Here is a 25,198-nt window from a genome sequence, read left to right as displayed (position 1 = left end):
GTCTCCGAGGACGCCTCTTGCATGTTCTATGCCATAGAGCATAATTACTGACCGGTAGCAGGTGCGGCCCCGTCCGAGGGCCCGCGCACCGACGTCAGGAGGCGTCCACGTGAGCCCGCGCAGGAGCGACAGCCGCGAGCGGATGGTCACCAGTGCCGCCGCTCTGCTCGGGGAGCACGGGGCGGGCGGCGTGAGCATCGACCGGGTGCTCGCCCACAGCGGGGCCCCGCGCGGCTCGGTGTACCACCACTTTCCCGGCGGCAGGACCCAGCTGATCGACGAGGCGGTGGTGTTCGCCGGGGACTTCATCGCCGGCCTGATCGACGCCGCCATGGACGACCCCGACCCGCTGCGGGCCGTCGACGGGTTCTTCACGCTGTGGCGGGAGCGTCTCCTCCGCAGCGACTTCCGGGTCGGCTGTCCCGTGGTGGCGGTCGCCGTGGAGACCGACGACGGCGCCCCGGAGCACGCCCGCTCGGCAGCGGCGGCCTTCGCCCGCTGGCAGGAGGCCCTGGCCGCCCTGCTGCTGCGCCACGGCCTGCCCGAGGAGCGCGCGCGACGGCTGGCCGCGTTCGTGGTGGCCGCCGTCGAGGGCGCCGTGGTCATGTGCCGGACCGAGCGGAGTACCACCCCGATCGACGCGGTGGCGGCGGAGGTCCGCGCCCTGCTGGAGCACGCCCTGCGGTCCGTCGGCCGGGAGTCCTGACCGGCGCCCGGTGCGCACGCCGTTGGGCGTCCCCCCTGTGCGTCCCCCTGTGTGTCCCCCCTGTGAAGGAGTCGCCATGCCCACGCTCGACCGCCAGGACACCGTCTTCGTCCTCGATCTCGGCGACGGCGAGAACCGGTTCCACCCCGACTGGATCGCGGCCGTGGGCAGCGCGCTGGACGAGGTGGAGAAGGCGGACGGGCCGCGTGCCCTGGTGACCGCCGCCACCGGGAAGTTCTACTCCAACGGCCTCGACCTGGACTGGTTGTTCGCCCACGCCGACCGGCACGTGGACTACGTCGTCTCGGTCCACGGACTCTTCGCGCGGCTGCTGACCCTGCCCGTGGTGACCGTGGCCGCGTTGCAGGGGCACACCTTCGCGGCGGGCGCGATGTTCTCGCTGGCCCACGACGTCCGTGTGATGCGCGCCGACCGCGGTTTCTGGTGCCTGCCCGAGGCCGACATCAACATCCCCTTCACCCCCGGCATGTCCGCCCTCATCCAGGCCAGGCTCGCCCTCGCCCCGCGGTCCGCGCACGAGGCCATGGTCACGGCCCGGCGCTACGGCGGCCATGACGCGCTGGCCGCCGGGATCGTCGACCACGCGGTCGACGAGGACGCCGTACGCGCCACCACCGTCGAGATCGCCGCGGCACAGGCCGGCAAGGCGGGCGACACGCTGCGCACCATCAAGTCCCGCCTGTACGCGCCCGTCCTGGCCGCGCTGCGGGACACCGACAATCCCCTGGGCGACTGAACTCCCGTACCGGGCACGCCCCTTCGAAAGGAACCGTCTTGACCACCACCGACCGCACCGAACCCGCCGACCGCACCGAACGTGCCGATCTCGCCGCCCTCTCCGGTCTCGATCTCATGCGTCTCGTCCAGGCCGGGAGCATGAGCGACGTGCCGTCCATCGGGCGGCTGCTCGGCATGCGTTTCGACGAGGTGGAGCACGGGCGTGTCGTGGTCTCGCTGGGCACCCGGCCGGACTTCGCCAACCCCCTCGGCACCGTGCACGGCGGCATCGCGGCGACCCTGCTGGACTCGGCGCTGGGCTGCGCGATCCACACCACCCTCCCCGCCGGTACGGGCTACACGACGCTGGAACTGAAGGTGAACTACATCCGGGCCGCCCGCACCGACGGCCAGACCCTCACCGCCGAGGGCAACGTGATCCACGTGGGCCGCCGCACCGCCACCGCCGACGGCAGGGTGCTCGACGAGCGTGGCCGGCTGATCGCACACGCGACGACCACCTGCATGATCCTCCCGGCGGACGGCTGACCCCGGCGTTATCGTCCCCCTATGGACGCGGTGCGTGCCGTACTCATCGACATCGACGGGGTTCTCACCGTCTCCTGGAAGCCGCTGCCCGGCACGGTCGAGGCGCTGCGGGCGGTCCGGGAGGCGGGGCTCGGCGTCGCCCTGGTGACCAACACGACCTCCCGTACCCGCGCCTCGATCGCACGGACGCTGGCGGAGGCGGGGTTTGCGGTGGCCGCCGAGGACGTCCTCACCGCGCCCGCCGTCACCGCCGCGCATCTCGCCGAGCGGTACCCGCAGGCGCGCTGCACGCTGCTGAACAGCGGTGACATCGGGGCGGACCTGACCGGCGTCACCCTGGTCGACGACGACGCGGCGGACGTCGACGTGGTGGTCGTCGGCGGGGCCGGGCCCGAGTTCGGGTACGAGGCGCTTGACCGGGCCTTCGGGCATCTCCAGCGGGGCGCGCGGCTGGTGGCGATGCACCGGAACCTGTACTGGCGTACCGACGCGGGACTGCGGCTGGACTCCGGTGCGTTCGTGACCGGGCTGGAGGCGGCCGCACGGGTGACGGCGGAGGTGACCGGGAAGCCGTCCCCCGCGTTCTTCGCGGCGGCGCTGCGTCACCTCGGGGTGGGCGCGGACGAGGCGCTGATGGTGGGCGACGACATCGAGTCGGACGTCCTGGCGGCGCAGCGGGCCGGGATCACCGGGGTACTGGTGAGGACGGGCAAGTACCTGCCCGAGACGCACCGGTCCGCGAGCGGCACGCCCGATCACGTCATCGACTCCTTCGCCGACCTGCCGGGCCTCCTGCGGCGATAGGACCTGTCCCGCGCTAGCGAAGCAGCAGTTGCAGGCCGCCCACCACCGTCGCCGCGATCACCAGTCGCTCGAACAGCCGCTGGTTGATGCGGTGCACCGCCCACTTGCCGAGCAGCGCGCCGGGGACGACGAACGCGACGAGGGCGGCGTCCAGGAGCAGCGAGTGGCCGTCGATGAGGCCGAGGCCCGCGCTGAAGGGCACCTTCGAGACGTTGACGATCAGGAAGAAGAACGCGGAGGTGCCGAGGAAGCCGAGTTTGCGGAAGCCGGCCGAGAGCAGGTACATCGACATCACCGGGCCGCCCGCGTTGGCGACCATCGTGGTGAAGCCGCCGAGGACGCCGTAGGAGCGGGCCTTGATCCGGCCGGCCCGGGTGACCACCGCGTCGGGTTCGTCCGTCGCGTCGGCCGTGCGGCGCCGCCACACCGTGACGCCGGCCATCAGCAGCAGGATCGCGCCGATCGACGTCCGGACGATCCCGTCGTCGGCCCACACCAGGAAGAGCGTGCCGAAGACCACGCCGGCCGCGACCGCCGGGAACAGCCGCCACAGCGTGGGCCAGTGGGCGTGCCGCCGGTAGGTGAGGACGGCCAGGACGTCGCCGGCGATCAGGATCGGCAGCAGGACGCCCGTGGAGGCCTTGGCGGGCAGGATCGCCGCGAAGATCGCCAGGCTGACCGTGTTGGCCCCGCTGACAGCCGTCTTGGAGAAGCCGACCAGCAGGGCCGCGAGGGCGAGCGCGACGAACTCCCAGCCGGTGATGTGCCACAACGTCATCGTGTTCATGCGGGGACCGATGCTACGCACATCTAACGGATGCCCACAGGGCCGTCTCGCCAGGTGGCCGACGGCTGCGGCGTCAGTGCCGCTCCACCAGCACGGCGGTGCCCTGCCCGACGCCCACGCACATCGTGGCGAGCCCGCGTTCGGCTCCCGTGCGACGCATGCGGTGCAGGAGGGTGGTGAGGATGCGCGCGCCCGAGCAGCCCAGCGGGTGGCCGAGGGCGATCGCGCCGCCGCTGGGGTTGACCAGGTCCGGGTCGATGCCGAGCTGGTCGACGCAGGCGAGCACCTGGGCGGCGAACGCCTCGTTGAACTCGGCCTCCTGGACGTCCTCGACGCCCCACTCGGCGCGGGCCAGGGCCTTGCGGGTGGCGGGGACCGGTCCGATGCCCATCACGTCGGGGTGGACGCCGGCGGAGGCGCCGGCGACGTAGCGGCCCAGGGACTCCAGCCCCAGTTCGTTGAGTGCCTCCTCGCTGACGAGGAGGAGTCCCGCGGCGCCGTCGTTCATGGGCGAGGCGTTGCCCGCGGTGACCGTGCCGCCCTCACGGAAGACGGGCTTCAGGCTCGCGAGCTTCTCGAGCGAGGTGTCCTCGCGGATGCCCTCGTCGGCGTCGACCACCACACCGTCCGGGCGGCGCACGGGCAGGAGTTCGTCGTCGAAGTGACCGTTCTTCCGGGCCAGTGCGGCCAGTCGGTGACTGCGCAGGGCGAACTCGTCCTGGAGGGCGCGGGAGATGCCGTACCGCTCGGCGACCTCCTCGGCCGTCTCCCCCATGGCGAGCAGACCGTGGAGATCCTTCATCGCGGGGTTGACCAGGCGCCAGCCGAGCCGGGTGTCGACGGTCTCCACCCGGTGCGGGAGAGCCTCGTCGGGGCGGGCCAGCACGAAGGGGGCGCGGCTCATCGACTCGGAGCCGCCCGCGAGCACGATGTCGGCCTCGCCGGCGGCGATGGTGCGGGCGGCCGTCGTGACGGCCTCGAGCCCGGAGGCGCACAGCCGGTTCACCGTGGCGCCGGGCACGGTCTCGGGGAGGCCGGCGAGCAGGGCGGCCATCCGGGCGACGTTGCGGTTGTCCTCGCCCGCCTGGTTGGCGGCGCCCCAGTACACGTCGTCGATCCGGGCCGGGTCGAGAGCCGGCACGTCGGCGACCAGGCCGCGGATGACGGCCGCGGCGAGATCGTCGGGCCGCACGCCGGACAGGGCTCCGCGCAGTCTGCCGACGGGGGTGCGGCGGGCTGCCGCGAAGTGGACGGGGCGCACGACGGGACTCCTTGGTTAGCACTGCTAGTTTTCGACTATAGACCCCGGCCCGGCCCCCTGGGAAGATCGGCGGACCCTCGAAGACCTTCACCGACGCAGTTGGAGGAGCGATGACCGAACACGTCCTCACCGGGACCCGCGGCACGATCGCCGTGCGGGAGTGGCCGCATCCGAGCCCCCGCCTCCTCGCCCTCGTGGTGCACGGCTACGGCGAGCACGCCGGCCGTTACGAGGAACTCGCCGACGTCCTGCGGGGACACGGGGCGGCCGTCTTCGCCCCCGACCACATGGGGCACGGCCGGTCGGCGGGCGAGCGCGTGGTGATCGAGGACTTCGAGGACGTGGTCACCGATGTGCACGCGGTCGCGGAACTCGCCCGGGCCGCGCACCCGGACCTCCCGCTGGTCGTGATCGGCCACTCCATGGGCGGGCTGATCGCGGCCCGGTACGCCCAGCGCCACGGCGACACGCTCGCCGCGCTGGTGCTGTCCGGCCCGGTGATCGGCGGCTGGAAGCTGCCGGAACAGCTGCTGGCGCACGAGGAGATCCCCGACATCCCCGTCCGTCCCGCCGCCCTCTCCCGCGACCCGGCGGTCGGCGCGGCGTACGCGGCGGATCCGCTGGTCTGGCACGGGCCGATGAAACGGCCGACGCTGGAGGCCTTCGCACGGACCCTGGAGACCGTCGCCAAGGACGGCGACATCGGCCCGCTGCCGCTGCTGTGGCTGCACGGCGACGACGACCGGCTGGTCCCGCTGCCCGGCAGCCGGACCGGGGTGGAGCGGCTGAGCGGTGGCGCGGCGACCGAACGGATCTACCCCGGGGCCCGGCACGAGGTCTTCAACGAGACGAACAAGGCGGAGGTGTTCGCGGACGTGACGCGCTTCCTGGACGGGGTCCTCTGACGTCGGTTTGCACCGGTTCGCCCTGGGCACCCGCGCCCTCGTGTGGGGCCCTACCGCCCGACAGGACACGACGAGGAGGAGCACCGTATGACGTTCGTGAAGAGCCCGCTGCCCGAACCGGCCCGCCAGGTCACCTACGACGCGCTGCAGAGCACCCTCGTGGATCTGCTCGGCCTCTCCCTGGTGGGGAAGCAGGCCCACTGGAACATCGTGGGGCCCCGGTTCCGTTCGAGCCGGGGGAGGATCGCGGCACCGAGAAGCCGGATCCCGTCACCCAGGACCTGCTGCGGCATCACCGCCGAGCTGGAGAAGCAGCGGTGGATGTTCGAGGCCGAGAACTGGCCGCGCGAGAAGTGACCCGTCCGGAGGAGGCCCTGCCATGACTGACGCCCTCGAACTTGACGCGCTGTGGGAGGACTTCCACCGCGCGGTGAACATGACCTCACAGGAACTGGCCGCCTGGCTGCGGGTGCGCGACGCCGACACGAGCGCGGAGCCGCTGCCCGAAGAGGCGGGCAGCCCGACCGGACAGCACGTGCTGGCGATCCTGCAGAAGCGGCGCACCGACCTGACCGACGACGACATCCGGGTGATGTACCGGGTCGTCGACACGGTCGCCGAGCAGGCGGACGTGGAGAACGAGCCCGCGTCCGAGGAGACGCGCCGCCGCCACCGCCTGATGACGATCGGCCACGACCCGCTCAGGCCCTAGGGCCTGTCCGGCGGATCATGCCGCAGACGCGGGGATTGGCACGCACATCTGCCGCGTTGTCGTCGGTTGCCAACGCTCCGCGTTGACGCCCTCCTCCGCCTTGCAGCTGCACGAACCAATCGCCGCTCACCTGCGTCGATGAGGCACCGCAGCTTTCCTGCAACCTGATCCGCCGGACAGGCCCTGGCCCGCCCGCGCGGCCGTGCGCGTGGCTCAGCCGGCGAGCCGGGACAGTGCCGCCGACACCAGGGTGCGCACGCCCGGCACCAGCACCGACAGGTCCGGCGCGAACAACGGGCTGTGGTTTCCCGGCACACCCTCGAACTTCTCCCGCAGCTCCTGCCCCGGCGCCGCATCCCACACGGCCGCCGGGGTCGAGGTCACGTACCAGTAGTCGTACGGCACACCCCTCGGAGCGAGGAGGGAGAAGTCCTCACTGCCCATCGCCTGACCGAAGTCGAACACCGTGTGCTCGCCGAAGAGTTCACGGTGCACGGCGGCGATCTCCCCGTCCAGGGCAGGGTCGTTGACGGTGTTCGGGTAGCCGGGGTGGACCGTGATCTCGGGTGGGACGGGACAGCCGGCGGCGGCGCACTCCCCCTCGACGACCCGCCGGATCGCGGTGAGGACGCGCTCGCGCACCCTGGTGTCCTGGGTGCGCACGTTCAGCGCGAGTTGGGCCTCGGCGGGGATGATGTTGGGCTTCGTACCGGCGTGGAACCGCCCCACCGTCAGCACCACCGACTCGCTCGCCGCGACCTCGCGCGCGACGACTGTCTGCAGCCTGGTCACGATGTACGCGGCCGTCACCACCGGGTCCACGGTCGACTCGGGCCGCGAACCGTGGCCGCCCACGCCGTGCACGACGACGTCGACGTCGTCCGAGGCGGACAGCGTCAGGCCGGGGGTGTGCGGGTAGAACCCGGCGAGCCCGGGCGCGGCATGCTGGCCCAACAGCACGTCGGGGCGCGGGAAGCGGGTGTGGACGCCGTCCGCGACCATGGCCGCCGCGCCGCCCTCGGCCTCCTCGGCCGGCTGCCCCACCACGACGAGCGTCCCGGACCAGGTCTCACGGGCGGCGGCGAGCGCCTCGGCGGCCGCCGCCAGCCAGGTGACGTGCAGGTCGTGGCCGCAGGCGTGCATCAGCCCGTCGACGGTGGAGGCGTACGCCAGCCCGGTCGCCTCCCGCACGGGCAGCGCGTCCATGTCGCCGCGCAGCCACACCACCGGCCCGTCGCCGCCCGCGAGCACACCCACCACACCGGTACGGGCCACCCCCTCCGTCACCTCGTACCCGGCCGTGCGCAGCCGCTGCGCGAGCTTCGCGGCGGTGCGGTGTTCCTGGAAGGACAGCTCGGGGTGGCGGTGCAGGTCGGTGTAGAAGCCCTCCAGGCCCCCGCGTTCGAGTCCCGAGGTGATCTCCCGGGTCAGGCGGGCGACATCGGCCGGTGCGCTCATTCCGCTTCCCTCTCCTCTGCTCCCCGCAGCCTAGGCCGAACGGCTGAGGAGCGGGGCGGGAACCGGGGCCGTTCTGGCCGTTCGGCCGAGGCGGGGGTGGGCCCGGCCGGGCGAAGGTGGAGGCACTTCCTCCACCCGCCTCCGCCTCAAGGGGTACGTGATGCAGCACAGCAAGTTCGTCGTCGGCGCGATCGGAGGCGCCGCCGCCGTGGTGGCCCTCGGCGGTCTCGGCACCTACCTGCTCTCCGGCACCGAGTCGACCACCGGGCTCGACTCCGCCGGCACGGTCATGGTCGACGGCCACAAGGCGCTGGCCCCGAACATCGTCACGGGCCGCATCCAGAGCAAGTACCACCCGCTGCCGTGGGTCGGGAAGAAGGTCTCCGTGACCTGCCCCACCGGTCTGAAGGCCGTGGCCGGCGCCACCGTCACCTGCGTGGGCAAGGAGAGCGACGGCAAGAGCGTCGACATCCCCGTCAGCGTGGTGAAGGCCGGCGCCGACTCGGTCACCTGGAAGTTCGAGCGCTGAGAAGGGGCGACGGGACATCATGAACACCGTTGTGGCCGCCTACGGCCTCGTGAAGAAGTACGGCTCCACCACCGCCCTGGACGGCGTGGACGTCGAGGTCGGCGAGCGCGACTCCCTCGCCGTCACGGGCCCGTCGGGCTCGGGCAAGTCCACCCTGCTGCACACCCTCGCGGGCATCGTCCGGCCCGACGCCGGCCAAGTTGTGCTGCGCGGTGAGCGAAGCGAGGTGGGGGTCCCCCCGGCCGAAGGCTGGGGGCGCATCGACGACCTCGGCGAGAACCGGCTATCGAGATCGCGGCCTGGGCCTGGCAGCACGGGTACGGGCAGCCCCCCGCGCGTGAGCGCGGCCGGCGTCAGAGGTCCAGGACGCGGGCGATGGTGCGCAGCACCCCGTTGTCGTTGTTGGAGGGCGCGAGGTGGCGGGCCCGGCGGACGACCTCCGGGTGGGCGTTGGCCATGGCGAACGACCAGTCGGCGGCGTCCAGCATCTCCAGGTCGTTGAGATAGTCGCCGAACACCATGGTCTGCGCGGGGGTGATGCCCAGCTCCCGCTGGAGCCGGCGCAGCGCGGCGCCCTTGTTGGCGGTGCGGTTCATGACGTCGACCCAGTGCTCGCCGGAGACGACGACCTGGTGGGTCCGCGCGAAGGGTGCGAGCGCCGGGGCCGTGGTCGCCTCGGCGGACCCGAAGTCGAACAGGGCGACCTTGACGATGTCGTCGTCGACGGCGGTGACGTCCTCGACGACCCGGTGGCGGACGTAGTACCGGCCCACCTCGGCCAGGAAGGCCTCGTCGGCCCGCTCGACGTACGCGGACCGCTTCCCGCAGACGACGGCGCCCACGTCGACGCCGGCGGCCACGAGCCCGTGCACGACCCGCGTCAACCGCTCGACGACCTCCGGGTGAAGCGGATCGGAGCTCAGCTCCGCCCCGTCGCGCACCACGTACGTGCCGTTCTCCGCGATGAACACCATCCCGTCGGCGACCTCGGCGAACTCGGCCGCCAGCGTGGCGTACTGGCGTCCGCTCGCCGGGCTGAACAGCACCCCGCGCTCACGCAGCCGCGCCAGTGTCTCCCACAGGCCCTCGGGCACCTTCTTGTCGTCGTCGAGCAGCGTGCCGTCCATGTCGGTGACGACCAGGCGTATGTCGGCGGGGCCGGCCGACGGCTCGGGAGCGGTCAGCCGGGGAGCGTGCGAGTAGGGCATGTCCTGCTTCCTGTACGGGATCACCGGATTTTCACCCTACCGGGGACAACGGTGATCATCCGGCGGCACAATGGCGGGCACAGGCCCGGGACGCGGGCCGGGACGCGGGAAGGGGCGGTCACGTGAGCGGGCCGACACGGCTGGACACCAGCGTGGCGCACAACGCACGGGTGTGGAACTACTGGATCGGCGGCAAGGACAACTACGCGGTCGACCAGCGGGTCGGCGAGCACGTCGCCGGGATGTTCCCGCTCATCCGGGAGATCGCCCGCGCGGACCGCTGGTTCCTGGGGCAGGCGGTGCGGTTCCTGGCCGAGGAGCGCGGGGTGCGGCAGTTCCTCGACATCGGCACCGGGCTGCCGACGGCCGACAACACCCACGAGATCGCGCAGCGCGTCGCGCCCGAGTCGCGGATCGTGTACGTCGACAACGACCCCATCGTGCTGACGCACGCCCGCACGCTGCTGACCGGCACCGCCGAGGGCGTCACCGACTACATCGACGCCGATGTGCACGACCCGGCCGCGATCCTCGAACGGGCGGCGGGCACCCTGGACTTCACGCGTCCGGTCGCGGTGATGATGCTGGGCATCCTGAACTTCGTCCTCGACGTCGAGGCGGCCCGGGAGATCGTGCGGAAGATCATGGCCGACATCCCCTCCGGCAGCTTCCTGGTCCTGACGCACCCCACCCACGACAGCGCGGTGGGCGGTGAGGGCCAGATCCCGGCGATGGAGTTCTGGAACGAGAACGCCAAGCCGCCGATCACCGCCCGCAGCGGCGCGGAGATCGCCGCCTTCTTCGACGGCCTGGAGCTGCTGGAGCCGGGCCTGGTGTCGTGCTCGCGCTGGCGCGGCGAGGCCGACTCCCTCGCCGTGGTACCGCAGTACGGCGCGGTGGCCGTGAAACCCTGACGGGCGCAGGCACACACCGGACGTACCGGACGTGCCGATCGTGGAGGACGCATGACCCCCCTTGCCGACCTTGCCGATCCCGTCCCCGGCGGGCGCCCGGGAGACGTCGAGCGGGCGACCGCCCTGAGCGGCGAGCTGTCCGGCGCAGGCGTTCAGGGAGTCGTCCTGGCCCATGTCGACACGGCGGGCGTCTGCCGGGTGAAGACGATCCCCACGGCCCGGCTGGCCTCGGCGGCGGCCTGGGGCGTGGGGATGTCGCCGGTGTTCGACACGTTCCTGGCGAACGACCACATCGTCGCCACCGACGTGCTGGGCTCCCCGGACGGCGACCTGCGTCTGTACCCGGACCTCGGCCGGCTCGTGGTCCTGGCGGGGCAGCCCGGCTGGGCGTGGGCGCCGGTCGACCGTGTCACGCAGGACGGCGAGCGGCATCCGGGCTGCTCGCGCACCTTCCTGCGCCGCGTCGTCGCGGACGCGGCCCGCGCGCACGGTCTCGCCTTCAAGGCGGGCATCGAGATCGAGTGGGCCGTCGGCCTGGACTCGGCGCCCGCCGGGGAGTTCGTCCCGGCGACGTCCGGGCCCGCGTACGGCGCGACCCGGCAGGTCGAGCTGAGCGCGTACACCGCCGACCTGCTGGCCGCCTGCGCGGCGCAGGGCGTGGACGTCGACCAGGTCCATCCCGAGTACGCGCCGGGCCAGTTCGAGATCTCCGTGGGCGCCCTGGACCCGGTGGCGGCGGCCGACCGCAGCGTCCTCGTCCGCCAGACGATCCGCGCGGTGGCACAACGCCACGGCCTACGGGTCTCCTTCTCCCCGGCGGTCGTCGCGGAGGGCGTCGGCAACGGCGGGCACGTCCACCTCTCCGCCTGGCGCGACGGCACGAACCTGCACGCGGGCGGCGAGCGGCGGCACGGCATGACGGCCGACGCGGAGGCGTTCGCGGCCGGTGTCCTGGCCCGCCTGCCGGCTCTCACGGCGGTGACCGCGCCGAGCCCGGCGAGCTATCTGCGCCTCAAACCCTCCCAGTGGGCGGGGGTGTTCACCGCCTGGGGCCTGGAGACCCGCGAGTGCGCGGTGCGCCTGGTGCGGGGTACGGCGGGGCGGCGCGCGGAGCAGGCGAACCTGGAGGTCAAGCCCGTCGACCTGGCCGCCAACCCGTATCTCGCCCTCGGCTGTCTGATCGCCGCCGGACTGGACGGGCTGGCGTCCGGCGCCGCCCTTCCGCAGGAGACGGACGGGGATCCGGCGCGGCTCGACGCGGACGAGGCCGCCGCCCGGGGTGTGCGCCGGCTGCCGACGTCGCTCGCCGGGGCCGTCGCCGCGTTCCGCGCGGACGAGGTACTGCGGGCCGCGCTCGGCCCGGTTCTCGCCGATGCCGTGACCGCCGTACGGCAGGGCGAGATCGACGCCGTCGACGGGCTCGACGACGAGCGGGTGGCCGCGGCGTACCGCTGGAAGTACTGAGATGCCAGGCGGACCGGTCCACGAGGCGCTCACCGAGCTGGAGCTGGTGGACCACCACTGCCACGGCGTCGTCACCGGCCCCCTCGACCGGCCGGGCTTCGAGGCCCTGCTCACCGAGGGCGAGCCGTGGCCCGGCGTCTCGACCTTCGACACACCGGCGGGCGTGGCCGTACGCCGCCACTGCGCGCCCCTGCTCGGCCTGGAGCGGCACGCACCGGCCGACGTCTACCTGGCCCGCCGCGCCGAACTGGGCCCGGGGGAGGTCAACCGGCGGTTCCTCGGCGCGGCCCGCACCGGCGTGTTCTGCGTCGACACCGGGTTCGCGCCACACTCCGTCACCACGCCCGCCGAACTGGCCGAGAACGCCGCAGGAGCGGTCGCCCACGAGGTCGTACGGCTGGAGTCCGTCGCGGAGGCGGTGGCCGCGAGAGGCGTCGAGGCCGGCGGGTACGCCGACGCGTTCCGGGCGGCGGCGCTGGACGCGGTACGGCGGCCCGGGGTGGTCGCGGTGAAGTCGGTGGCCGCGTACCGCACGGGCTTCGACCTCGACCCGGCCCGGCCCCCTGACGCCGACGTCACCCGGGGCGCGCGGCGCTGGCTGGCGCGCGGCGGACGGCTGGACGAGCCGGTGCTGGTCCGGCACCTGCTGTGGACCGCCGTCGACCTGGGGCTTCCGCTCCAGCTGCACACCGGCTTCGGCGACAACGACATCCGGCTGCACCGCGTGGATCCGACCCGTCTCACGGACTGGCTGCATCTGACGGCGGGCACGATCCCGGTGCTGTTCCTGCACTGCTGGCCCTATCAGCGACAGGCCGCCTACCTGGCCGCGGTGTTCGAGCAGGTGTACCTGGACGTGGGGCTCACCCTGCATCATGTGGGTCCGACGCGAGCGCGGACGGTACTGGAGGAGGCGCTGGAGATCACACCGTTCCGCAAACTGCTGTACAGCTCCGACGCCTATGGTGTGGCCGAGTTCTACGCGCTCGGCGCGCTGGCGTTCCGCCGGGGCCTTGGGGATCTGCTCCAGGACCGGGTGGACGCCGACGAACTGGGCCTGCCCGACGCGCTGCGCCTGGCACGCTGGGCCGGAGCGGACAACGCCCGCCGGGTCTACCGGCTTCCCGACGGACACTGAAAGTATGATCAAACAATGTCTGACTTGACCGAAACCACGCCGGGTTGGCTGAGCTCCGACGAGCTCGAGATGGCGCGCGCCCGTATGCCGATCCTGTACGTCGAGGCCGTGCCCGTGCGCGTCGACGACAGCGGCGAAGTCACCAGCATCGGCCTGCTGCTGCGGATCGGACCGGACGGCAATGTCAACCGCACCCTGGTCTCCGGCCGGGTCCTGCACCACGAGCGTGTCCGGGACGCCCTGCTGCGCCACCTGGAGAAGGACCTCGGGCCGGTGGCCCTGCCCCGTGTGCCGACCTCGCTCCAGCCGTTCACGGTGGCCGAGTACTTCCCCACGCAGGGCATCACCCCGTACCACGACCCCCGCCAGCACGCGGTGTCCCTGGCCTACATCGTGCCGGTGACCGGCGACTGCCGCCCCCGGCAGGACGCCCTGGACCTGGTGTGGTTCGACCCGCAGGAGGCCGCCTCGCCGGCGGTGCAGAGCGAGATGCCGGGCGGGCACGGGTTCCTGCTGCGGCAGGCCCTGGCCCACGTCGGCCTCTCGGCCTCCTGAGCGGCATGGTTCCGGCTCAGCGAGCGCTGGTCGGGGCCGCGGGAAGCCGCCCCTGCACCCTCGTGGTGTGCAGGGGCTGCTGCTGCGGTGACGCCCGCAAGCACCCCGGCTTCGACCACGACTGGCAGCTGGAGCGGCTGCGCGCGGCCGCGGCCGCTTCGGGCGGCGGCTTCGCGGTCCGTACGACGGACTGCCTCGGCCCCTGCGACCAGGCCAACGTCATCGTCGTCCAGCCCTCGGCCACCGGCCGCCGGGCCGGCGGCCGGGCCACCTGGGTGGGCTTCGCCATGGACGACGACTGCACGGAGGAGATCCTGGCGTGGGCGGCGGCGGGCGGCCCCGGCCTGGCCGCACCGCCGGTGACACTGGAACTGCAGTTCATCGCGCCGCCGAGGAACTCCCGGGTCCGCAGCCGCCGTTAGGGCGCCCCGTGGGCCCGTCGACCGCGCCCGGGCGGATTGGGCCCGCGGATCTTGATGCCGTACGTTGGCCCGATGGGGGCAACGACAGCGACAGACGTACGGGTCGAGAAACGTTCCGGCGGGGCGGCACGCTCCTCGGTGCTGATGGCGCTGGGCACGGTCGTGTCCCGGGCGACCGGGCTGATCCGCCAGGTCCTCCAGGCCGCCGCCCTGGGCACCGGCCTGCTGGCCAGTACGTACAACACGGCGAACACCGTGCCGACGAGCCTGTACACCCTGCTCATCGGCGGCGCGCTGAACGCCGTGCTGGTGCCGCAGCTGGTACGGGCGAGGGCCACCCACGCGGACGGCGGGCGGGCGTACGAACAGCGGCTCGTCACCCTGGTCGTGTCCGTCCTCGCCGTGGGGACCGCGCTCGCGGTGTGGGCGGCCCCGAGAATCGTCTCGCTGTACATGCGTGACACCCCGGACACCCACGAGGCGTACCGGCTCACCGTGGTCTTCGCCCGCTTCCTGCTCCCGCAGATCTTCTTCTACGGCCTGTTCAACATCTACGGCCAGGTCCTCAACGCCCGCGAGCGGTTCGGCGCGATGATGTGGACCCCGGTCCTCAACAACGTCGTCCTGCTGGGCATGTTCGGCACCTACCTCGGCCTGATGACCGTGCCGGAGCGGGTGGCGGACATCACCGACACCCAGGTCCGGCTGCTGGGCGTCGGAACGACGGCCGGCATCGCGGTGCAGGCCCTCGCGCTGGTCCCGTTCGCGCGGGCCGCCGGGTTCCGATTCCGGCCGCGGTTCGACTGGCGCGGCTCGGGCCTGGGTTCCGGGGTGCACGCCGCCAAGTGGACCCTGCTGCTGGTGCTGACCAACCTCGTCTCGCTGACGGTGGTCACCAACTACGCCAACGCGGTCGACCAGAAGCTGCCGGACGCCGGCGCGGGCTACTCGGCGTACATGTACGCGCAGACCATCTGGATGCTGCCGCAGTCGGTGGTCACGGTCTCCCTGGTGACCGCGCTGCTGCCGCGCATGAGCCGCGCCGTCGCGGAGGGGCGGATCGCGGACGTGCGGGCGGACCTGTCGCGCGGGCTGCGTGTGAGCGGGGTCGTGATCGTCCCGGCCGCGTTCCTGTTCCTGGCCCTCGGTCCGCGGATCTCGACCCTGCTGTTCGCGCACGGCGCGGCCGACGCGGCCTCCGCCCAGCCGCTCGGGCACATGCTCCAGGCGTTCGGGCTCGGCCTGATCCCGTTCTCCGCGCAGTACCTCCTCCTGCGCGGCTTCTACGCCTTCGAGGACACCCGCACCCCGTTCTTCATGGCGGTCTGGATCGCGGCGGTGAACATCGCCCTGGCCACCGCCTGTCATCTGCTGCTGCCCGACCGCTGGGCGGTGACCGGCATGGCCGGGGCGTACACCGTGTCCTACCTGGCCGGGCTCGCCCTCACGGCACGGCTGCTGCGCCGGCGGACCGGCGGCCGGCTGGGCGACGGCGCGCTGCGGCGCACGTACACCAAGCTGGTGGCCGCGGCCGGCCTCGCCGCCGCCGCGGGCTGGGCGGCCGACCGGGCGTGCGCGGCCCGGCTCGGTGGCGGAACCCTGCCGACCGCGACCGCCCTCACGGCCGGCACCCTCACCCTCGGCCTGGTCTACCTGGTCCTGGCCCGGCTGACGAAGGTCGACGAGCTGCGGGGACTGCCGGGACTCCGGGGTCTGCGGTGACGACGGGCTCGGGCTCGCCCGCCTCGGAGAGCAGGGCGGCCAGCGTGGCGCGGGCGCGGGCCACGCGCGAGCGGACGGTGCCGACGGGACAGCCGCTCACGGCGGCGGCCTCCGCGTAGGGCAGACCCAGCAGCTGGGTCAGCACGAACGCCTCCCGCCGGTCCTCCGGCAGCGCGGCCAGCAGATCCAGCAGGACGACACCGTCGTCGAAGCCGGGCAGCCCGCGCGGCTGGGACAGCTCGACGGCCCGCTGCCAGTCGGCCGCGTCCGACAGCCGCGGCCGGGCGGCTGCGGACCGGTGGCTGTCGATCACCGCCCGGCGCGCGATGGACAGCAGCCACGCCCGCGCCGAGGAACGTCCCTCGAAGCGGTGCAGCCCGCTGAGCGCCCGCACGAACGTGTCCTGCGCCAGGTCGTCCGCCGCCTGTGGATCGGCGCTCAGATGGGCGACGTAGCGCACCACGTCCCGGTGCAGGGCGCGCACGAACCCCTCGACGGCCGCCGCGTCCCCGCCCCGCGCGGCCAGCGCCAGCGCGGTCGTCGACTCGTCGGCCGGCGCCGCCTTGCCGGCCCGCTTCACGCGCGGCGCGCCGTGCGGTGTCCGGTGCCTCTCGGCCTTGGCGCCGTCGTGAACCCTGCGGTGCCTGTCGGCCTTGTCGTGCCCTGCGGTCATGGCGCCTGATCCTGACAGCGCGACAGCGCATGTCACGCGCGGTTGGGCGAATCCACAGGGATGCCGGGGCGACTCACAGCGAGGCGACTCACAGCGAGGGCCGTGTCACCGGGCGGGAGGACGACGAAGGCCGCTTCCCCGTCCGCTGACACGGCTCGCTGATCATTTGTCGGCGGTCACGTGGTCCGGAAGTCGTCCATCCGCTCGCCCTCCGCCTGGGACGGCTCGGTTCTGGGGACGTCCGGGTGCTGCTCCACGGCCGCACGCTCGGCCGGTTCGTCGCGCTCGCCCTCGGCCTGGGAGGGTGTGTGCGAGTACAGCCAGCGGTCGTAATCCGAGGCTCCGGTCTTCACGGCGGGCCTCCCTTGGTCGCTTGTCTTCCATACTCCTCCTGGGGGCGCTGCGGGACCAGCGCGGCCGGAGCCGGACACGCCGAAGCGGCCGCGTACGCCACGGGCGCCCGTCCGGCGGCGTGCCGGTGGCTCCGCGATCGCCGCGCGGGCGGAAGCGGTGATCGGCACCTACGGTGGTCTGGCAGGGCAGGAAAGCCGAACGGACACCGAGGAGGAGCCGCGATGGATGAGCACTTCGTCTGGGTGACTACGCGCCGTCTCAGGCCCGGCGCGTCGGAGGAGTTCGAGAGGGCATGGCGCCCCTCCCCCTACCCACAGGGCCTGCACCGCGCCTTCGCCTACTGGTCCGAGGACGGACAGGAGATCACCGGGGTGTCGTTCTGGGACTCGGAAGAGGCATGCGCCGTCTGGCGGGCCTCCGAGCCGGAAGCGCGCCGGCGTGCGGCCATGGCCCCGTACGTCGTCGAGGAGCGGGAAGGCTTCTACCGCGGCCGTGAACTCACCGTCCCCCAGCGTTAGCCGTGGGCGACTGGAGCCACCCCGGCGTGTGTCGGGCCGCAGGCGCGCCGGGCGCGCGGCGAACTACGGTGGAGGCATGAGCGAGATCGTCGTCGTGTACGAGCTCGACAAGCCGATCGCCAAGCGCTCCTCCCTGGGGACACCGGCTGCCGAGGAACCGCCCGTCCGCACAGTGCATGCGGCGCCCTCCGCGCCGGGGGCGCCCACCGCGACAGGACCGCGGACCCTCTGCGGCAAGGACACCTTCGCCATGGAGACGGCCCGCTGGAAGCCCTCCGAGCACCCCACGGCGCCCTGGTACCCCGCGGAGTACGCATCTGCGGTCTGCTCCGACTGTGATGCCGTGATCAAGACCTGACGGGCGTGAGCGCCGCTCACCGCCCTTGTTCCACGCACTCCTTGAAATGCTCCAGATCGCTGCGGACGAGCCGCTCGATCGCGTTCACCTGGGCGAATCCCTTCGGCCCGCCGAAGGTCTCCCTGACCGTGTCGGGGTCGTACTCAAGCCGTGCCTGGACTCGGGTGTGGTTCTGGTCGATCGGGCGCAGCGAGAAGGACCCCATCAGGTCGGGGGCGCCCGTGGTCTGCCAGTCCATCACGCGTTCCCCCGTACGGTCGGAGACCTCGGCCTCGAACGCCCGGACCCGGCCGCCGGCCTCGACGTCCAGACGCGCGCGGCCCTCCGTCTCCGAATGGACCTCGCGCACTCCGTCCACGAAGCGCGGATAGTTCTCCACCCGGTGGAGATCGTTCCAAGCCTTGTCGATCGGAACTCCGACATCGATGTGCTCTTCGAGGGTGCTCATGGCCCACCTCCAGGTTCGGCTCACGACACATGTCCTTCTGTGTTCCAGTGTGCGCCCGGCACCGGCCCCGTCGCCCGAAACGCGAGACGGACCGACCACCATGTGACCGACCGGTTGGTGGGCGCAACCGCACGAATGACAACCCGATCGACCGGTTCGGCGGGGCGAGCCCGGAAAACGATCGAGGGCCTTGCCCCACCGAGGTGAAACAAGACCCTGACCTGTGACTATGGAGCGGACTCCCGTCGGGACGACAGGATGTGAACCTGCGACCCCTTGACCCCCAGAAGTGCGGGTCGCCCGCGGATCGTGACCTGCGGGGTGCACCGTCAGTCCGCCCTCACCGGATGCGTAAGGTTCGCTCCGGTCGCCGGGTCGAACACGTGCGCCTTGGCCATGTCGACCCGCAGCTCCACCGGCTCGCCCTCGCGGGCACGCGTGGCGGCGCCCAGGCGGGCCACGATCTGATGGGTGTCGGCGCCGGTGTCGCGCAGGCCCGAGTCCTTGGCGAGCTCCTCCAGTTCGGCGGTCGTCGCGGGCCCGCCCTCCGCGGTGAAGTAGACATACACATCGGAGCCCAGCGACTCCAGTACTTCGACGGTGGCGGTGAAGACCGGGCCCGTCCGGTCCCGGTCGTGTGACAGGGCGATGTCCTCGAATGCCTCCGGTCGTAGCCCGACGATGACCTCGCGGGGCGCGTTCTGCCTTTCCAGCGACTGCCTCGTACGGTCGTCGAGGGGCAGGTCGCCCAGGGGCGAGCGCAGGGCACTGCCCTCCAAAGTGGCGTTCAGGAAGTTCATCGCCGGGGAGCCGATGAAGCCCGCGACGAAGATGTTGCGCGGCAGGTCGTACAGCTCGGCAGGTGTGCCGATCTGCTGGACCAGGCCCTGCCTCATGACCACGACCCGGTCGCCGAGCGTCATCGCCTCGGTCTGGTCGTGGGTGACGTACACGGTGGTCGTGCCGAGGCTCCGCTGCAGCCGGGAGATCTGGGTGCGCATCTGTACCCGCAGTTTGGCGTCCAGGTTGGACAGCGGCTCGTCCATCAGGAACGCCTTGGGATCACGGACGATCGCCCGCCCCATGGCCACCCGCTGGCGCTGACCGCCCGAGAGGTTGGCGGGCTTGCGGTCCAGGTGCTCGGTGAGGTCGAGGATCCGGGCGGCTTCCGTCACCTTGGCGTTGATGGTGTCCTTGTCCACCTTGGCCAGGCGCAGCGGGAAGCCCATGTTCTCCCGGACGTTCATGTGCGGGTACAGGGCATAGCTCTGGAACACCATGGCGACGTCGCGTTCCTTGGGAGCCAGGTCGTTGACGACCCGGTCTCCGATGCGCAGGACGCCCTCGGTGATGTCCTCAAGTCCGGCGATCATGTTCAGAGTGGTGGACTTGCCGCATCCCGACGGACCGACCAGGATCACGAACTCGCCGTCGGCGATCTGCAGGTCCACGTCCTTCACGGCGAGGGCCCCGTCGGGAAAGCGCTTGGTGACTCCGTCGAGGATGATCTCGGCCATGGTGGTGCCTCCTTGCCTTCATGCCTTCCGGTTCCGAGCACTGCGGTCGGTGTCCCGGACCGGTGGCCTGTCTGCCGCGGTCGGCCCGTTCACCCCTTGACTGCCCCGGAGGTCAGTCCGGCGACGATCCGCCGCTGGAAGAACAGGACGAAGATGATGATCGGAATGGTGATGACCACAGCGGCGGCGGCGATCGACCCGGTGGGCTGCTGGAACTGCGAGCTCCCGGTGAAGAACGCGATCGCGGCAGGCACGGTGCGCGCGGACTCGGTGGACGTCAGCGAGATCGCGAACAGGAAGTCGTTCCAGCAGAAGATGAACACGAGAATGGCCGTGGTGAACACGCCCGGCGCGGCCAGCGGCACGATGACCATCCGGAAGGCCTGCGCGGGCGTCGCCCCGTCGACCTTGGCGGCCTTCTCCAGATCCCAGGGGATCTCCCGGAAGAACGCCGACAGGGTGTAGATCGCGAGCGGCAGGGAGAAGGTCATGTACGGGATGATCAGCCCGATCCAGGTGTCGAAGATCCCGATGATCCGCTCGATGTTGAACAGCGGTGACACCAGGGAGATCGGCGGGAACATGGCGATCAGCAGGGACATGCCGATGAGCACCCGCTTGCCGGGGAAGCGCAGCCTGGCCACCGCGTAGGCGGCCATGGTGCCCAGCGCCACCGCGATCACCGTGGCGATCAGGGCGATACCGATCGAGTTGATCAGCGCACGGGTGAACTCGGTGGTCTCGAAGATGCCCCGGTAGTTCTCCCAGGTCCAGTCCGTGGGGATGTAGTTGCCGTCCGTCAGGGTGCTGGGGTCCTTGAACGACAGCGCGGCGATCCACCACACGGGGAACAGGGCGTACAGCACCACCACCACGTTCATGACACCCCATCGGGCGGCATGCGTCCTTCCCGCCGCGGCCATCAGCGCTTCACCTCCGCTCCCGGTGCGGCGGTGCCGAACAGTTTGACGAAGGCGAAGGCGATGATCCCGACGCAGATGAAGATCAGGACCGAGATCGCCGACCCGATGCCCAGGTTCAGCGAGGTGAACAGGTTGTCGTACCCGAGGATCGACAGAGAGCCGGTCCCCTGGGCGCCCGCGGTCAGGATGTAGATGTTGTCGAAGATCCGGAACGCGTCCAGTGTGCGGAAGAGCAGTGCCACCAGGATGGCCGGTTTCATCAGCGGCAGCATGACCTTGGTGAAGCGCTGCCAGGCGGTGGCGCCGTCCACCATGGCCGCCTTCAGGGTCTCCTCGGGGACCAGTGCGAGGCCCGCGAGCAGCAGCAGGGCCATGAACGGCGTCGTCTTCCACACCTCGGCGAGGATGATCAGCCAGAGGGCGGGCCACTGTTCGGTCAGCGGGGCCGCTCCGCTGGGCAACAGCTCGGCGAGGTATCCGAGGTCCGGGGTCCAGGCGTACTGCCAGGAGAAGGCGGCGACCACGGTGACGATCCCGTACGGAACGAGGACCGACGTGCGGACGACACCGCGCCAGAAGATCGTGCGGTGCATCACCAGGGCGAGCCCCATGCCGAGGACCAGCTCGATCGCCACGGACACGGCGGTGATGAACAGCGTGACCCAGAAGGCATCCCACCAGAAGGGGGAGGACAGCACCGCCCCGTAGTTGCTCAGGCCCACGAACTCCGCCCGTCCGGGAAAGCGCAGGTCGTACCGCTGGAGGGACAGATAGACGGCGTACCCGATGGGGTAGGCGGTCACAGCGATCATGACGACGACCGCGGGCGCGCAGAGCAGCCAGCCGAGCCGCCGCTCCTGCCTGGCGCCCGCCGAGAGTGCCGCCCGGTCCGGCCCCGCCTGCTCCGCCTCCGCCTCGGGGGGCGGCGGGGTTCCGGCCGGTTGCGCCCGCGTGCTCATCTCGGGCCGTCCGAGGACGAGGCCCGCGCGCCGCGGCGCCGGCTGACGGGGTGGTGCGGCAGGAGGTGGTTCACGGGATCACACCCTCGGATCGCAAGGCATCGTCGATCTGCTCCCTGATGGTGTTGACGGAGCTCTCCGGTTTGATCGCGGCCGGCGGAGACAGCGTGTGGGAGACCGCGATCGACACGTTCTGGTAGACCGGAGTGATCGGGCGCACGCTCGCCGACTCCAGGGCGGCCAGCACCTCCCGCGAGAAGGGGTACTCCTTCATGAACGCGGGCTCGTCGTACAGGGCGCGCAGGGTGGGCGGCAGACCGCCCTCGAGTGCGGCGGTGAGCTGGTTCTCCCGGTTGCGCAGGCACAGCGCCGCCTCGAAGGCCAGGTCGGGGTGGCGCGAGTAGGCGCTCACCGCCAGGTCGATGCCGCCGATGGTGGGCCGTGCCGGGCGGTTCGCGTCGACCCGAGGGTACGGCGCCCAGCGGAAGTTCTTGAACAGCTCGGGGTTGTTCGCCTTCATCGACGGATAGACGAACGGGTAGTTGAGCTCGAACGCCGCCGTCCCCGACTCCATGGCGAGCCGGTTCTGGTCCTCCATCTGGTTGGACAGGGAGGGGTCCGCGGCCGGGGACTTCGCCAGATCACGCATGATCCCGGCGGCCCGCACGGCAGGAGGACCGAGGGAGGGCTCGGTCGCGCTCGCGTTGAGGATGGAGCCGCCCGCACTGTTGATCAGCGTGTTGAACCAGACGGTCAGGCCCTCGTACTGGGCGCCCTGGATCTCCACGAAGTGCGGTTTGCCCTGCCGGGCGAGGGCGCCGGCCATGTCCAGCATCTCGCTCCAGGTCCTGGGTGGGGTGGGCACCAGGTCCTTGCGATACCACAGCAGTTGGGTGTTGGTGTTGTACGGGACGGCGTACAGCTTGCCCTTCCAGGTCGAGGTCTGCAGCGGTACGCGCAGGGTGCCCTCGACAGCCTGCTGCTTCGCCGCCCCCGTCCATTCCCGGATCCAGCGCGCCTCGGCGAACTCCGCCGCCCAGGTGACGTCCAGGCCCAGGATGTCGAGCGAGTCGTCCTCGGCGGCGAGTCTGCGCACGAGCTGCTGGCGCTGGCCGTCCGCGGCACGCGGGAGCTTGTTGTAGCTGATCCTGTAGCGTCCGCCCGAAGCCTGGCTGCACCGGTCGGCCGCCTTCTGGAGCGCACCGGAGTCGTCGGGGAAGTTGTACCAGTTGAGGGTGGGCCTGCCGAAGCCCTCGTCACTGCCACAAGCGGCCAGCACCGACGCCAGCAACGGCAGTACGGCGAACGCCCGCAGCCATCGCGTCCCTCTGGAACGTCCCTTGTGACCCGAAACGGGCCGGCAGCCGCACCTCGCGTGCACGCGCTTCACACCTCGCTTCCGGACGGTGGCACGGGACTCGGACCTCGCAGCGTTTCCCTTCCGGCGAACACTAAATGCCACATAAAGCAAGATCAAGCACATATCGCACCCAATCGCCCACCGCGGCCCACCAGTGGGACCGACTCGGCGAACCTGCGGGCAGGGACGAACCGGCCGGCAGGGAAGGGGGGACGATTGACTTCGGCTGGTTCCACTGCTCTACGGCAGGGTGCGCGATCTGTTCGACATGGAAGAGACCGCCGAACCCGATGGGGGCGCCACTTGTGCGCGGTCGGGCACGGTCGGCCGGACGCGGTATCAAGGGAATCGTTCGCGCAGGTAAGAGTGTTTGACCATCGGACCGGCAACCCACCTTGACCGAGTCAAGATGCGCCACATGTCCCCATGGCGCTCGGTCCAGAACCGGTCCCCGAAAACGACGAAGAGGCCACTTCCGGTGAACCGGAAATGACCTCCGACCTGCTACTTCGCAAGTCGGGACGACAGGATTTGAACCTGCGACCCCTTGACCCCCAGTCAAGTGCGCTACCAAGCTGCGCCACGTCCCGTTGCCCGTCTGACCTGGGGTTTCCCCTGGCCGAACGCGCATGGAAACAATACCGCACTCGGGTCGATGGTCGCGCACCCGTTTCTCGCGCCCCGGCCGCCGGGCGCCCTCAGCCCCCCGAGGACACCCCCAGGTCCGGATACGCCTCCAGCAGTCGCTGTGGGGCCGCCTGCCGCCAGGAGTCGGCCAGGATGTCCCGCAGCTCGTTCTCGTCCTCGAGGGCGGCCAGCCGGGCGCGCACCCAGGCGAACTGGGCCTCGTGGTCGGCGATCCAGAACTTTCCGGGCTCGGCGAGCACCAGTTCGTCGCGCTCCTCCTTGGGGCAGCGCACGGCGAGGGAGGTCTCCTCCTCGGGCAGCGTGGCGAACATCTTCCCCGCGACCCGGAAGGTGGGCATGTTCCAGGCGATCTTCTCCGTCGTGTCCGGCAGGGACAGGGCGATACGGCGTACGTCTTCGGCGTCCGGCATGCTTCGCACCGTAGCGGCTGCCACTGACAGTCACCCGACTGCGACGTGTTTGTAGTACAGGGTGGTCGGGCGGAGGACCCCGGCCGGGCTCGCCGCGTAGTCCGGGATCACCCCGACCCTGGTCCACCCGGCGGCGCGGTAGAGGTGTTCGGCGGGGCTGTCGGTCTCGGTGTCCAGGTGGAGCAGGGTGACGCCGGCCGCGACGGCGGCCTCCTCGGCGGTGGTCAGGAGGGTGCGGCCGAGGCCCTTGCCGCGGGCGTCCGGGTGGACCATCAGCTTGACAAGTTCGGCGCGGTGCCGGCTGTTGGGCTTGTCGGGGAAGGCCAGGCTGACGGTGCCGACGACACGGTCGCCGTCCTGGGCCGCCCAGACAGCGAGCCGTCCGGCGGCCACGCCCCGCGCGCGCTCGCTCCACCAGGCGACGGCCTCGGCCCGGTCGAGCGGGGCGAGGAAGCCGACGGAGGCGCCGCCGTCCACCGTGTCGACCAGAAGACCGGCCAACTCCTCGACCCGGTCGAGCAGTCGAGGGGCGTCGAGGCGGGTCGCGGTCACGGCAGCACCACCACCAGCACGTAGCGCACACCGTCGGAGCCGGAGCACCGGAACCGCGTCGGCCCCCACACCCGCAGCCGCAGACAGTCGCCGGCGTCGAGGTGGTGTTCGATGCCCTGGGCCGTCACGTCGAGCGCGCCTTCCAGGACCCAGATGTGCTGTTCCAGACCGGGTACGGGCGGCCGGTCGTACGCGATGTCGGCGCCCGCCCGCAGCCGCCCCTCGACGAGTTCGCCGCGCAACCCGGCGTGCGGCGGCGACACCGACCGCCGCACGAACCCGGAGGCCCGGTCCTCCCACACCGGCTGCCCGGCCGCCCGGACCAGCAGCGCGGGCTCCGCCTCGACCTCGCTGAGCAGCTGGGACATGGTCCGCCCGTACACGCCGCACAGACGGTTGAGGAGCGAGGCCGTGGGGCTGGTCTCGGCGCGCTCGGCCCGGGACAGGGTCGAGCGGCTCACCCCGCTGCGCTCCGCCAGCTCCCCCAGGGACCAGCCGCGTTCGGCCCGCAGTTCGGCCAGCCGGGCACCGAGCCGGGCGTCGACAGGATCCGGGGCGGCCCCGGCGTCATCCAGTTTCATATCCGGGACGGTATCCCAGATATGA

The 25,198-nt window shown here is 71.7% G+C and carries 29 protein-coding genes, 1 tRNA gene and 2 pseudogenes; 17 read left to right on the top strand and 15 right to left on the bottom strand.

The window, feature by feature from the left end:
- The first annotated feature begins 109 nt into the window (after window positions 1-109).
- The 4 genes from OG289_RS42780 to OG289_RS42765 all read left to right on the top strand — a co-directional run bounded on the left by OG289_RS42780 (window position 110) and on the right by OG289_RS42765 (window position 2,797).
- On the top strand, window positions 110-706 hold the full coding sequence (locus OG289_RS42780) for a TetR/AcrR family transcriptional regulator (RefSeq protein WP_327319387.1): 597 nt from the start codon (window positions 110-112) through the stop codon (window positions 704-706).
- A gap of 76 nt (window positions 707-782) precedes the next feature.
- Window positions 783-1,463 (top strand): enoyl-CoA hydratase-related protein, encoded by a 681-nt coding sequence (locus OG289_RS42775; protein WP_327319386.1) that lies wholly within the window; start codon window positions 783-785, stop codon window positions 1,461-1,463.
- Between the two features lie 116 nt (window positions 1,464-1,579).
- The gene (locus tag OG289_RS42770) at window positions 1,580-1,993 is read left to right on the top strand and encodes a PaaI family thioesterase (RefSeq protein ID WP_327320974.1); all 414 of its coding nucleotides are present in this window, start codon (window positions 1,580-1,582) and stop codon (window positions 1,991-1,993) included.
- Between the two features lie 21 nt (window positions 1,994-2,014).
- Window positions 2,015-2,797, top strand: coding sequence for an HAD-IIA family hydrolase (locus tag OG289_RS42765; protein ID WP_327319385.1), 783 nt, complete (start codon window positions 2,015-2,017; stop codon window positions 2,795-2,797).
- Window positions 2,798-2,810: 13 nt separating this feature from the next.
- Here OG289_RS42765 and OG289_RS42760 read toward each other — a convergent pair whose 3' ends face one another.
- Both OG289_RS42760 and OG289_RS42755 read right to left on the bottom strand, forming a co-directional pair.
- The gene (locus tag OG289_RS42760; RefSeq protein ID WP_327319384.1) at window positions 2,811-3,584 is read right to left on the bottom strand and encodes a sulfite exporter TauE/SafE family protein; all 774 of its coding nucleotides are present in this window, start codon (window positions 3,582-3,584) and stop codon (window positions 2,811-2,813) included.
- 73 nt (window positions 3,585-3,657) lie between these two features.
- Window positions 3,658-4,845: a thiolase family protein gene (locus OG289_RS42755; protein WP_327319383.1), complete on the bottom strand. Its 1,188-nt coding sequence runs from the start codon at window positions 4,843-4,845 to the stop codon at window positions 3,658-3,660.
- 110 nt (window positions 4,846-4,955) lie between these two features.
- On the opposite strand from OG289_RS42755, the gene OG289_RS42750 reads away from it, so the two are divergent.
- The 3 genes and pseudogenes from OG289_RS42750 (at window position 4,956) to OG289_RS42740 (ending at window position 6,462) form a co-directional block, all read left to right on the top strand.
- Entirely contained in the window at window positions 4,956-5,750 is a 795-nt protein-coding gene (locus tag OG289_RS42750; RefSeq protein ID WP_327319382.1) for an alpha/beta hydrolase, read from the top strand.
- An 87-nt stretch (window positions 5,751-5,837) separates the two neighbouring features.
- A pseudogene (locus OG289_RS42745) lies at window positions 5,838-6,107 on the top strand (hypothetical protein).
- 22 nt (window positions 6,108-6,129) lie between these two features.
- Window positions 6,130-6,462 carry a DUF3140 domain-containing protein gene (locus OG289_RS42740; RefSeq protein ID WP_327319380.1) on the top strand — a complete coding sequence of 111 codons (333 nt, stop codon included), beginning with the start codon at window positions 6,130-6,132 and terminating at the stop codon, window positions 6,460-6,462.
- A gap of 213 nt (window positions 6,463-6,675) precedes the next feature.
- Here the strand turns inward: OG289_RS42740 and OG289_RS42735 are convergent, their stop codons facing one another.
- Window positions 6,676-7,920: an amidohydrolase gene (locus OG289_RS42735; protein WP_327319379.1), complete on the bottom strand. Its 1,245-nt coding sequence runs from the start codon at window positions 7,918-7,920 to the stop codon at window positions 6,676-6,678.
- A 160-nt stretch (window positions 7,921-8,080) separates the two neighbouring features.
- On the opposite strand from OG289_RS42735, the gene OG289_RS42730 reads away from it, so the two are divergent.
- Entirely contained in the window at window positions 8,081-8,449 is a 369-nt protein-coding gene (locus OG289_RS42730; RefSeq protein ID WP_327319378.1) for a DUF4333 domain-containing protein, read from the top strand.
- 19 nt (window positions 8,450-8,468) lie between these two features.
- A pseudogene (locus tag OG289_RS42725) lies at window positions 8,469-8,747 on the top strand (ATP-binding cassette domain-containing protein); the annotation flags it as partial.
- 55 nt (window positions 8,748-8,802) lie between these two features.
- Here the strand turns inward: OG289_RS42725 and OG289_RS42720 are convergent.
- Window positions 8,803-9,657, bottom strand: coding sequence for a Cof-type HAD-IIB family hydrolase (locus OG289_RS42720; protein WP_327319377.1), 855 nt, complete (start codon window positions 9,655-9,657; stop codon window positions 8,803-8,805).
- A 122-nt stretch (window positions 9,658-9,779) separates the two neighbouring features.
- On the opposite strand from OG289_RS42720, the gene OG289_RS42715 reads away from it, so the two are divergent.
- The 6 genes from OG289_RS42715 to murJ all read left to right on the top strand — a co-directional run bounded on the left by OG289_RS42715 (window position 9,780) and on the right by murJ (window position 15,872).
- A complete protein-coding gene (locus tag OG289_RS42715) occupies window positions 9,780-10,571 on the top strand; it encodes an SAM-dependent methyltransferase (RefSeq protein WP_327319376.1) in 792 nt (263 codons plus the stop codon).
- 51 nt (window positions 10,572-10,622) lie between these two features.
- Window positions 10,623-12,035, top strand: a complete 1,413-nt coding sequence (locus OG289_RS42710) for a glutamine synthetase family protein (protein WP_327319375.1) — start codon at window positions 10,623-10,625, stop codon at window positions 12,033-12,035.
- A gap of 1 nt (window position 12,036) precedes the next feature.
- On the top strand, window positions 12,037-13,173 hold the full coding sequence (locus tag OG289_RS42705; protein WP_327319374.1) for an amidohydrolase family protein: 1,137 nt from the start codon (window positions 12,037-12,039) through the stop codon (window positions 13,171-13,173).
- Window positions 13,174-13,188: 15 nt separating this feature from the next.
- Window positions 13,189-13,728: an NUDIX hydrolase family protein gene (locus tag OG289_RS42700; RefSeq protein WP_319332154.1), complete on the top strand. Its 540-nt coding sequence runs from the start codon at window positions 13,189-13,191 to the stop codon at window positions 13,726-13,728.
- Window positions 13,729-13,733: 5 nt separating this feature from the next.
- A complete protein-coding gene (locus OG289_RS42695; RefSeq protein WP_327319373.1) occupies window positions 13,734-14,150 on the top strand; it encodes a (2Fe-2S) ferredoxin domain-containing protein in 417 nt (138 codons plus the stop codon).
- 72 nt (window positions 14,151-14,222) lie between these two features.
- Entirely contained in the window at window positions 14,223-15,872 is a 1,650-nt protein-coding gene (gene murJ / locus OG289_RS42690) for a murein biosynthesis integral membrane protein MurJ (protein WP_442819034.1), read from the top strand.
- On the opposite strand, the gene OG289_RS42685 is transcribed toward murJ, so the two are convergent.
- A complete protein-coding gene (locus tag OG289_RS42685) occupies window positions 15,784-16,545 on the bottom strand; it encodes a sigma-70 family RNA polymerase sigma factor (RefSeq protein ID WP_327319372.1) in 762 nt (253 codons plus the stop codon). The two genes, murJ and OG289_RS42685, sit on opposite strands and share 89 nt — an antisense overlap.
- Before the next feature lie 176 nt (window positions 16,546-16,721).
- Window positions 16,722-16,898 (bottom strand): hypothetical protein, encoded by a 177-nt coding sequence (locus OG289_RS42680; protein ID WP_327319371.1) that lies wholly within the window; start codon window positions 16,896-16,898, stop codon window positions 16,722-16,724.
- Between the two features lie 222 nt (window positions 16,899-17,120).
- Here OG289_RS42680 and OG289_RS42675 point away from each other — a divergent pair, with 222 nt between their 5' ends.
- Together OG289_RS42675 and OG289_RS42670 are read left to right on the top strand one after the other, a co-directional pair.
- Complete coding sequence (locus tag OG289_RS42675; RefSeq protein WP_327319370.1) at window positions 17,121-17,417, top strand: hypothetical protein; 297 nt, start codon at window positions 17,121-17,123, stop codon at window positions 17,415-17,417.
- Between the two features lie 76 nt (window positions 17,418-17,493).
- On the top strand, window positions 17,494-17,775 hold the full coding sequence (locus OG289_RS42670) for a hypothetical protein (protein ID WP_327319369.1): 282 nt from the start codon (window positions 17,494-17,496) through the stop codon (window positions 17,773-17,775).
- 16 nt (window positions 17,776-17,791) lie between these two features.
- Here the strand turns inward: OG289_RS42670 and OG289_RS42665 are convergent, their stop codons facing one another.
- From OG289_RS42665 to OG289_RS42625, 9 genes are all read right to left on the bottom strand, one after another.
- On the bottom strand, window positions 17,792-18,223 hold the full coding sequence (locus tag OG289_RS42665) for an SRPBCC family protein (protein ID WP_327319368.1): 432 nt from the start codon (window positions 18,221-18,223) through the stop codon (window positions 17,792-17,794).
- 329 nt (window positions 18,224-18,552) lie between these two features.
- Window positions 18,553-19,740 (bottom strand): ABC transporter ATP-binding protein, encoded by a 1,188-nt coding sequence (locus OG289_RS42660; RefSeq protein ID WP_327319367.1) that lies wholly within the window; start codon window positions 19,738-19,740, stop codon window positions 18,553-18,555.
- An 89-nt stretch (window positions 19,741-19,829) separates the two neighbouring features.
- Complete coding sequence (locus tag OG289_RS42655) at window positions 19,830-20,663, bottom strand: carbohydrate ABC transporter permease (RefSeq protein WP_327319366.1); 834 nt, start codon at window positions 20,661-20,663, stop codon at window positions 19,830-19,832.
- Window positions 20,663-21,622, bottom strand: coding sequence for a carbohydrate ABC transporter permease (locus OG289_RS42650; RefSeq protein WP_327319365.1), 960 nt, complete (start codon window positions 21,620-21,622; stop codon window positions 20,663-20,665). The genes OG289_RS42655 and OG289_RS42650 overlap by 1 nt, the downstream gene beginning before the upstream one ends.
- 70 nt (window positions 21,623-21,692) lie before the next feature.
- Complete coding sequence (locus OG289_RS42645; RefSeq protein WP_327319364.1) at window positions 21,693-22,901, bottom strand: ABC transporter substrate-binding protein; 1,209 nt, start codon at window positions 22,899-22,901, stop codon at window positions 21,693-21,695.
- A gap of 597 nt (window positions 22,902-23,498) precedes the next feature.
- Window positions 23,499-23,572 (bottom strand) — tRNA-Pro (locus OG289_RS42640).
- 108 nt (window positions 23,573-23,680) lie between these two features.
- Complete coding sequence (locus OG289_RS42635; protein WP_327319363.1) at window positions 23,681-24,040, bottom strand: MmcQ/YjbR family DNA-binding protein; 360 nt, start codon at window positions 24,038-24,040, stop codon at window positions 23,681-23,683.
- 30 nt (window positions 24,041-24,070) lie between these two features.
- Window positions 24,071-24,592, bottom strand: coding sequence for a GNAT family N-acetyltransferase (locus tag OG289_RS42630; protein ID WP_327319362.1), 522 nt, complete (start codon window positions 24,590-24,592; stop codon window positions 24,071-24,073).
- On the bottom strand, window positions 24,589-25,173 hold the full coding sequence (locus OG289_RS42625) for a helix-turn-helix domain-containing protein (RefSeq protein WP_327319361.1): 585 nt from the start codon (window positions 25,171-25,173) through the stop codon (window positions 24,589-24,591). Before OG289_RS42625 ends, OG289_RS42630 begins: the two co-directional genes overlap by 4 nt.
- Between the last annotated feature and the right edge of the window lie 25 nt (window positions 25,174-25,198).

The organism is Streptomyces sp. NBC_01235 (assembly GCF_035989285.1).
In the GTDB taxonomy this organism is placed as follows: domain Bacteria; phylum Actinomycetota; class Actinomycetes; order Streptomycetales; family Streptomycetaceae; genus Streptomyces.
Note: the sequence above shows the minus strand (reverse complement) of the source record. Positions and strands in the feature narration are given on the sequence as shown.

What these genes read in the sequence shown, in the direction of transcription:
- OG289_RS42775 (WP_327319386.1), top strand. Translation starts at nt 783, where the DNA reads ATGCCCACGCTCGACCGCCAGGACACCGTCTTCGTCCTCGATCTCGGC.
- OG289_RS42770 (WP_327320974.1), top strand. Translation starts at nt 1,580, where the DNA reads ATGCGTCTCGTCCAGGCCGGGAGCATGAGCGACGTGCCGTCCATCGGG.
- OG289_RS42765 (WP_327319385.1), top strand. Translation starts at nt 2,015, where the DNA reads ATGGACGCGGTGCGTGCCGTACTCATCGACATCGACGGGGTTCTCACC.
- OG289_RS42760 (WP_327319384.1), bottom strand. Translation starts at nt 3,584, where the DNA reads ATGAACACGATGACGTTGTGGCACATCACCGGCTGGGAGTTCGTCGCG.
- OG289_RS42750 (WP_327319382.1), top strand. Translation starts at nt 4,956, where the DNA reads ATGACCGAACACGTCCTCACCGGGACCCGCGGCACGATCGCCGTGCGG.
- OG289_RS42740 (WP_327319380.1), top strand. Translation starts at nt 6,130, where the DNA reads ATGACTGACGCCCTCGAACTTGACGCGCTGTGGGAGGACTTCCACCGC.
- OG289_RS42735 (WP_327319379.1), bottom strand. Translation starts at nt 7,920, where the DNA reads ATGAGCGCACCGGCCGATGTCGCCCGCCTGACCCGGGAGATCACCTCG.
- OG289_RS42730 (WP_327319378.1), top strand. Translation starts at nt 8,081, where the DNA reads ATGCAGCACAGCAAGTTCGTCGTCGGCGCGATCGGAGGCGCCGCCGCC.
- OG289_RS42720 (WP_327319377.1), bottom strand. Translation starts at nt 9,657, where the DNA reads ATGCCCTACTCGCACGCTCCCCGGCTGACCGCTCCCGAGCCGTCGGCC.
- OG289_RS42710 (WP_327319375.1), top strand. Translation starts at nt 10,623, where the DNA reads ATGACCCCCCTTGCCGACCTTGCCGATCCCGTCCCCGGCGGGCGCCCG.
- OG289_RS42705 (WP_327319374.1), top strand. Translation starts at nt 12,037, where the DNA reads ATGCCAGGCGGACCGGTCCACGAGGCGCTCACCGAGCTGGAGCTGGTG.
- OG289_RS42700 (WP_319332154.1), top strand. Translation starts at nt 13,189, where the DNA reads ATGTCTGACTTGACCGAAACCACGCCGGGTTGGCTGAGCTCCGACGAG.
- OG289_RS42695 (WP_327319373.1), top strand. Translation starts at nt 13,734, where the DNA reads ATGGTTCCGGCTCAGCGAGCGCTGGTCGGGGCCGCGGGAAGCCGCCCC.
- murJ (WP_442819034.1), top strand. Translation starts at nt 14,223, where the DNA reads ATGGGGGCAACGACAGCGACAGACGTACGGGTCGAGAAACGTTCCGGC.
- OG289_RS42685 (WP_327319372.1), bottom strand. Translation starts at nt 16,545, where the DNA reads ATGACCGCAGGGCACGACAAGGCCGACAGGCACCGCAGGGTTCACGAC.
- OG289_RS42675 (WP_327319370.1), top strand. Translation starts at nt 17,121, where the DNA reads ATGGATGAGCACTTCGTCTGGGTGACTACGCGCCGTCTCAGGCCCGGC.
- OG289_RS42670 (WP_327319369.1), top strand. Translation starts at nt 17,494, where the DNA reads ATGAGCGAGATCGTCGTCGTGTACGAGCTCGACAAGCCGATCGCCAAG.
- OG289_RS42665 (WP_327319368.1), bottom strand. Translation starts at nt 18,223, where the DNA reads ATGAGCACCCTCGAAGAGCACATCGATGTCGGAGTTCCGATCGACAAG.
- OG289_RS42660 (WP_327319367.1), bottom strand. Translation starts at nt 19,740, where the DNA reads ATGGCCGAGATCATCCTCGACGGAGTCACCAAGCGCTTTCCCGACGGG.
- OG289_RS42655 (WP_327319366.1), bottom strand. Translation starts at nt 20,663, where the DNA reads ATGGCCGCGGCGGGAAGGACGCATGCCGCCCGATGGGGTGTCATGAAC.
- OG289_RS42650 (WP_327319365.1), bottom strand. Translation starts at nt 21,622, where the DNA reads ATGAGCACGCGGGCGCAACCGGCCGGAACCCCGCCGCCCCCCGAGGCG.
- OG289_RS42635 (WP_327319363.1), bottom strand. Translation starts at nt 24,040, where the DNA reads ATGCCGGACGCCGAAGACGTACGCCGTATCGCCCTGTCCCTGCCGGAC.
- OG289_RS42625 (WP_327319361.1), bottom strand. Translation starts at nt 25,173, where the DNA reads ATGAAACTGGATGACGCCGGGGCCGCCCCGGATCCTGTCGACGCCCGG.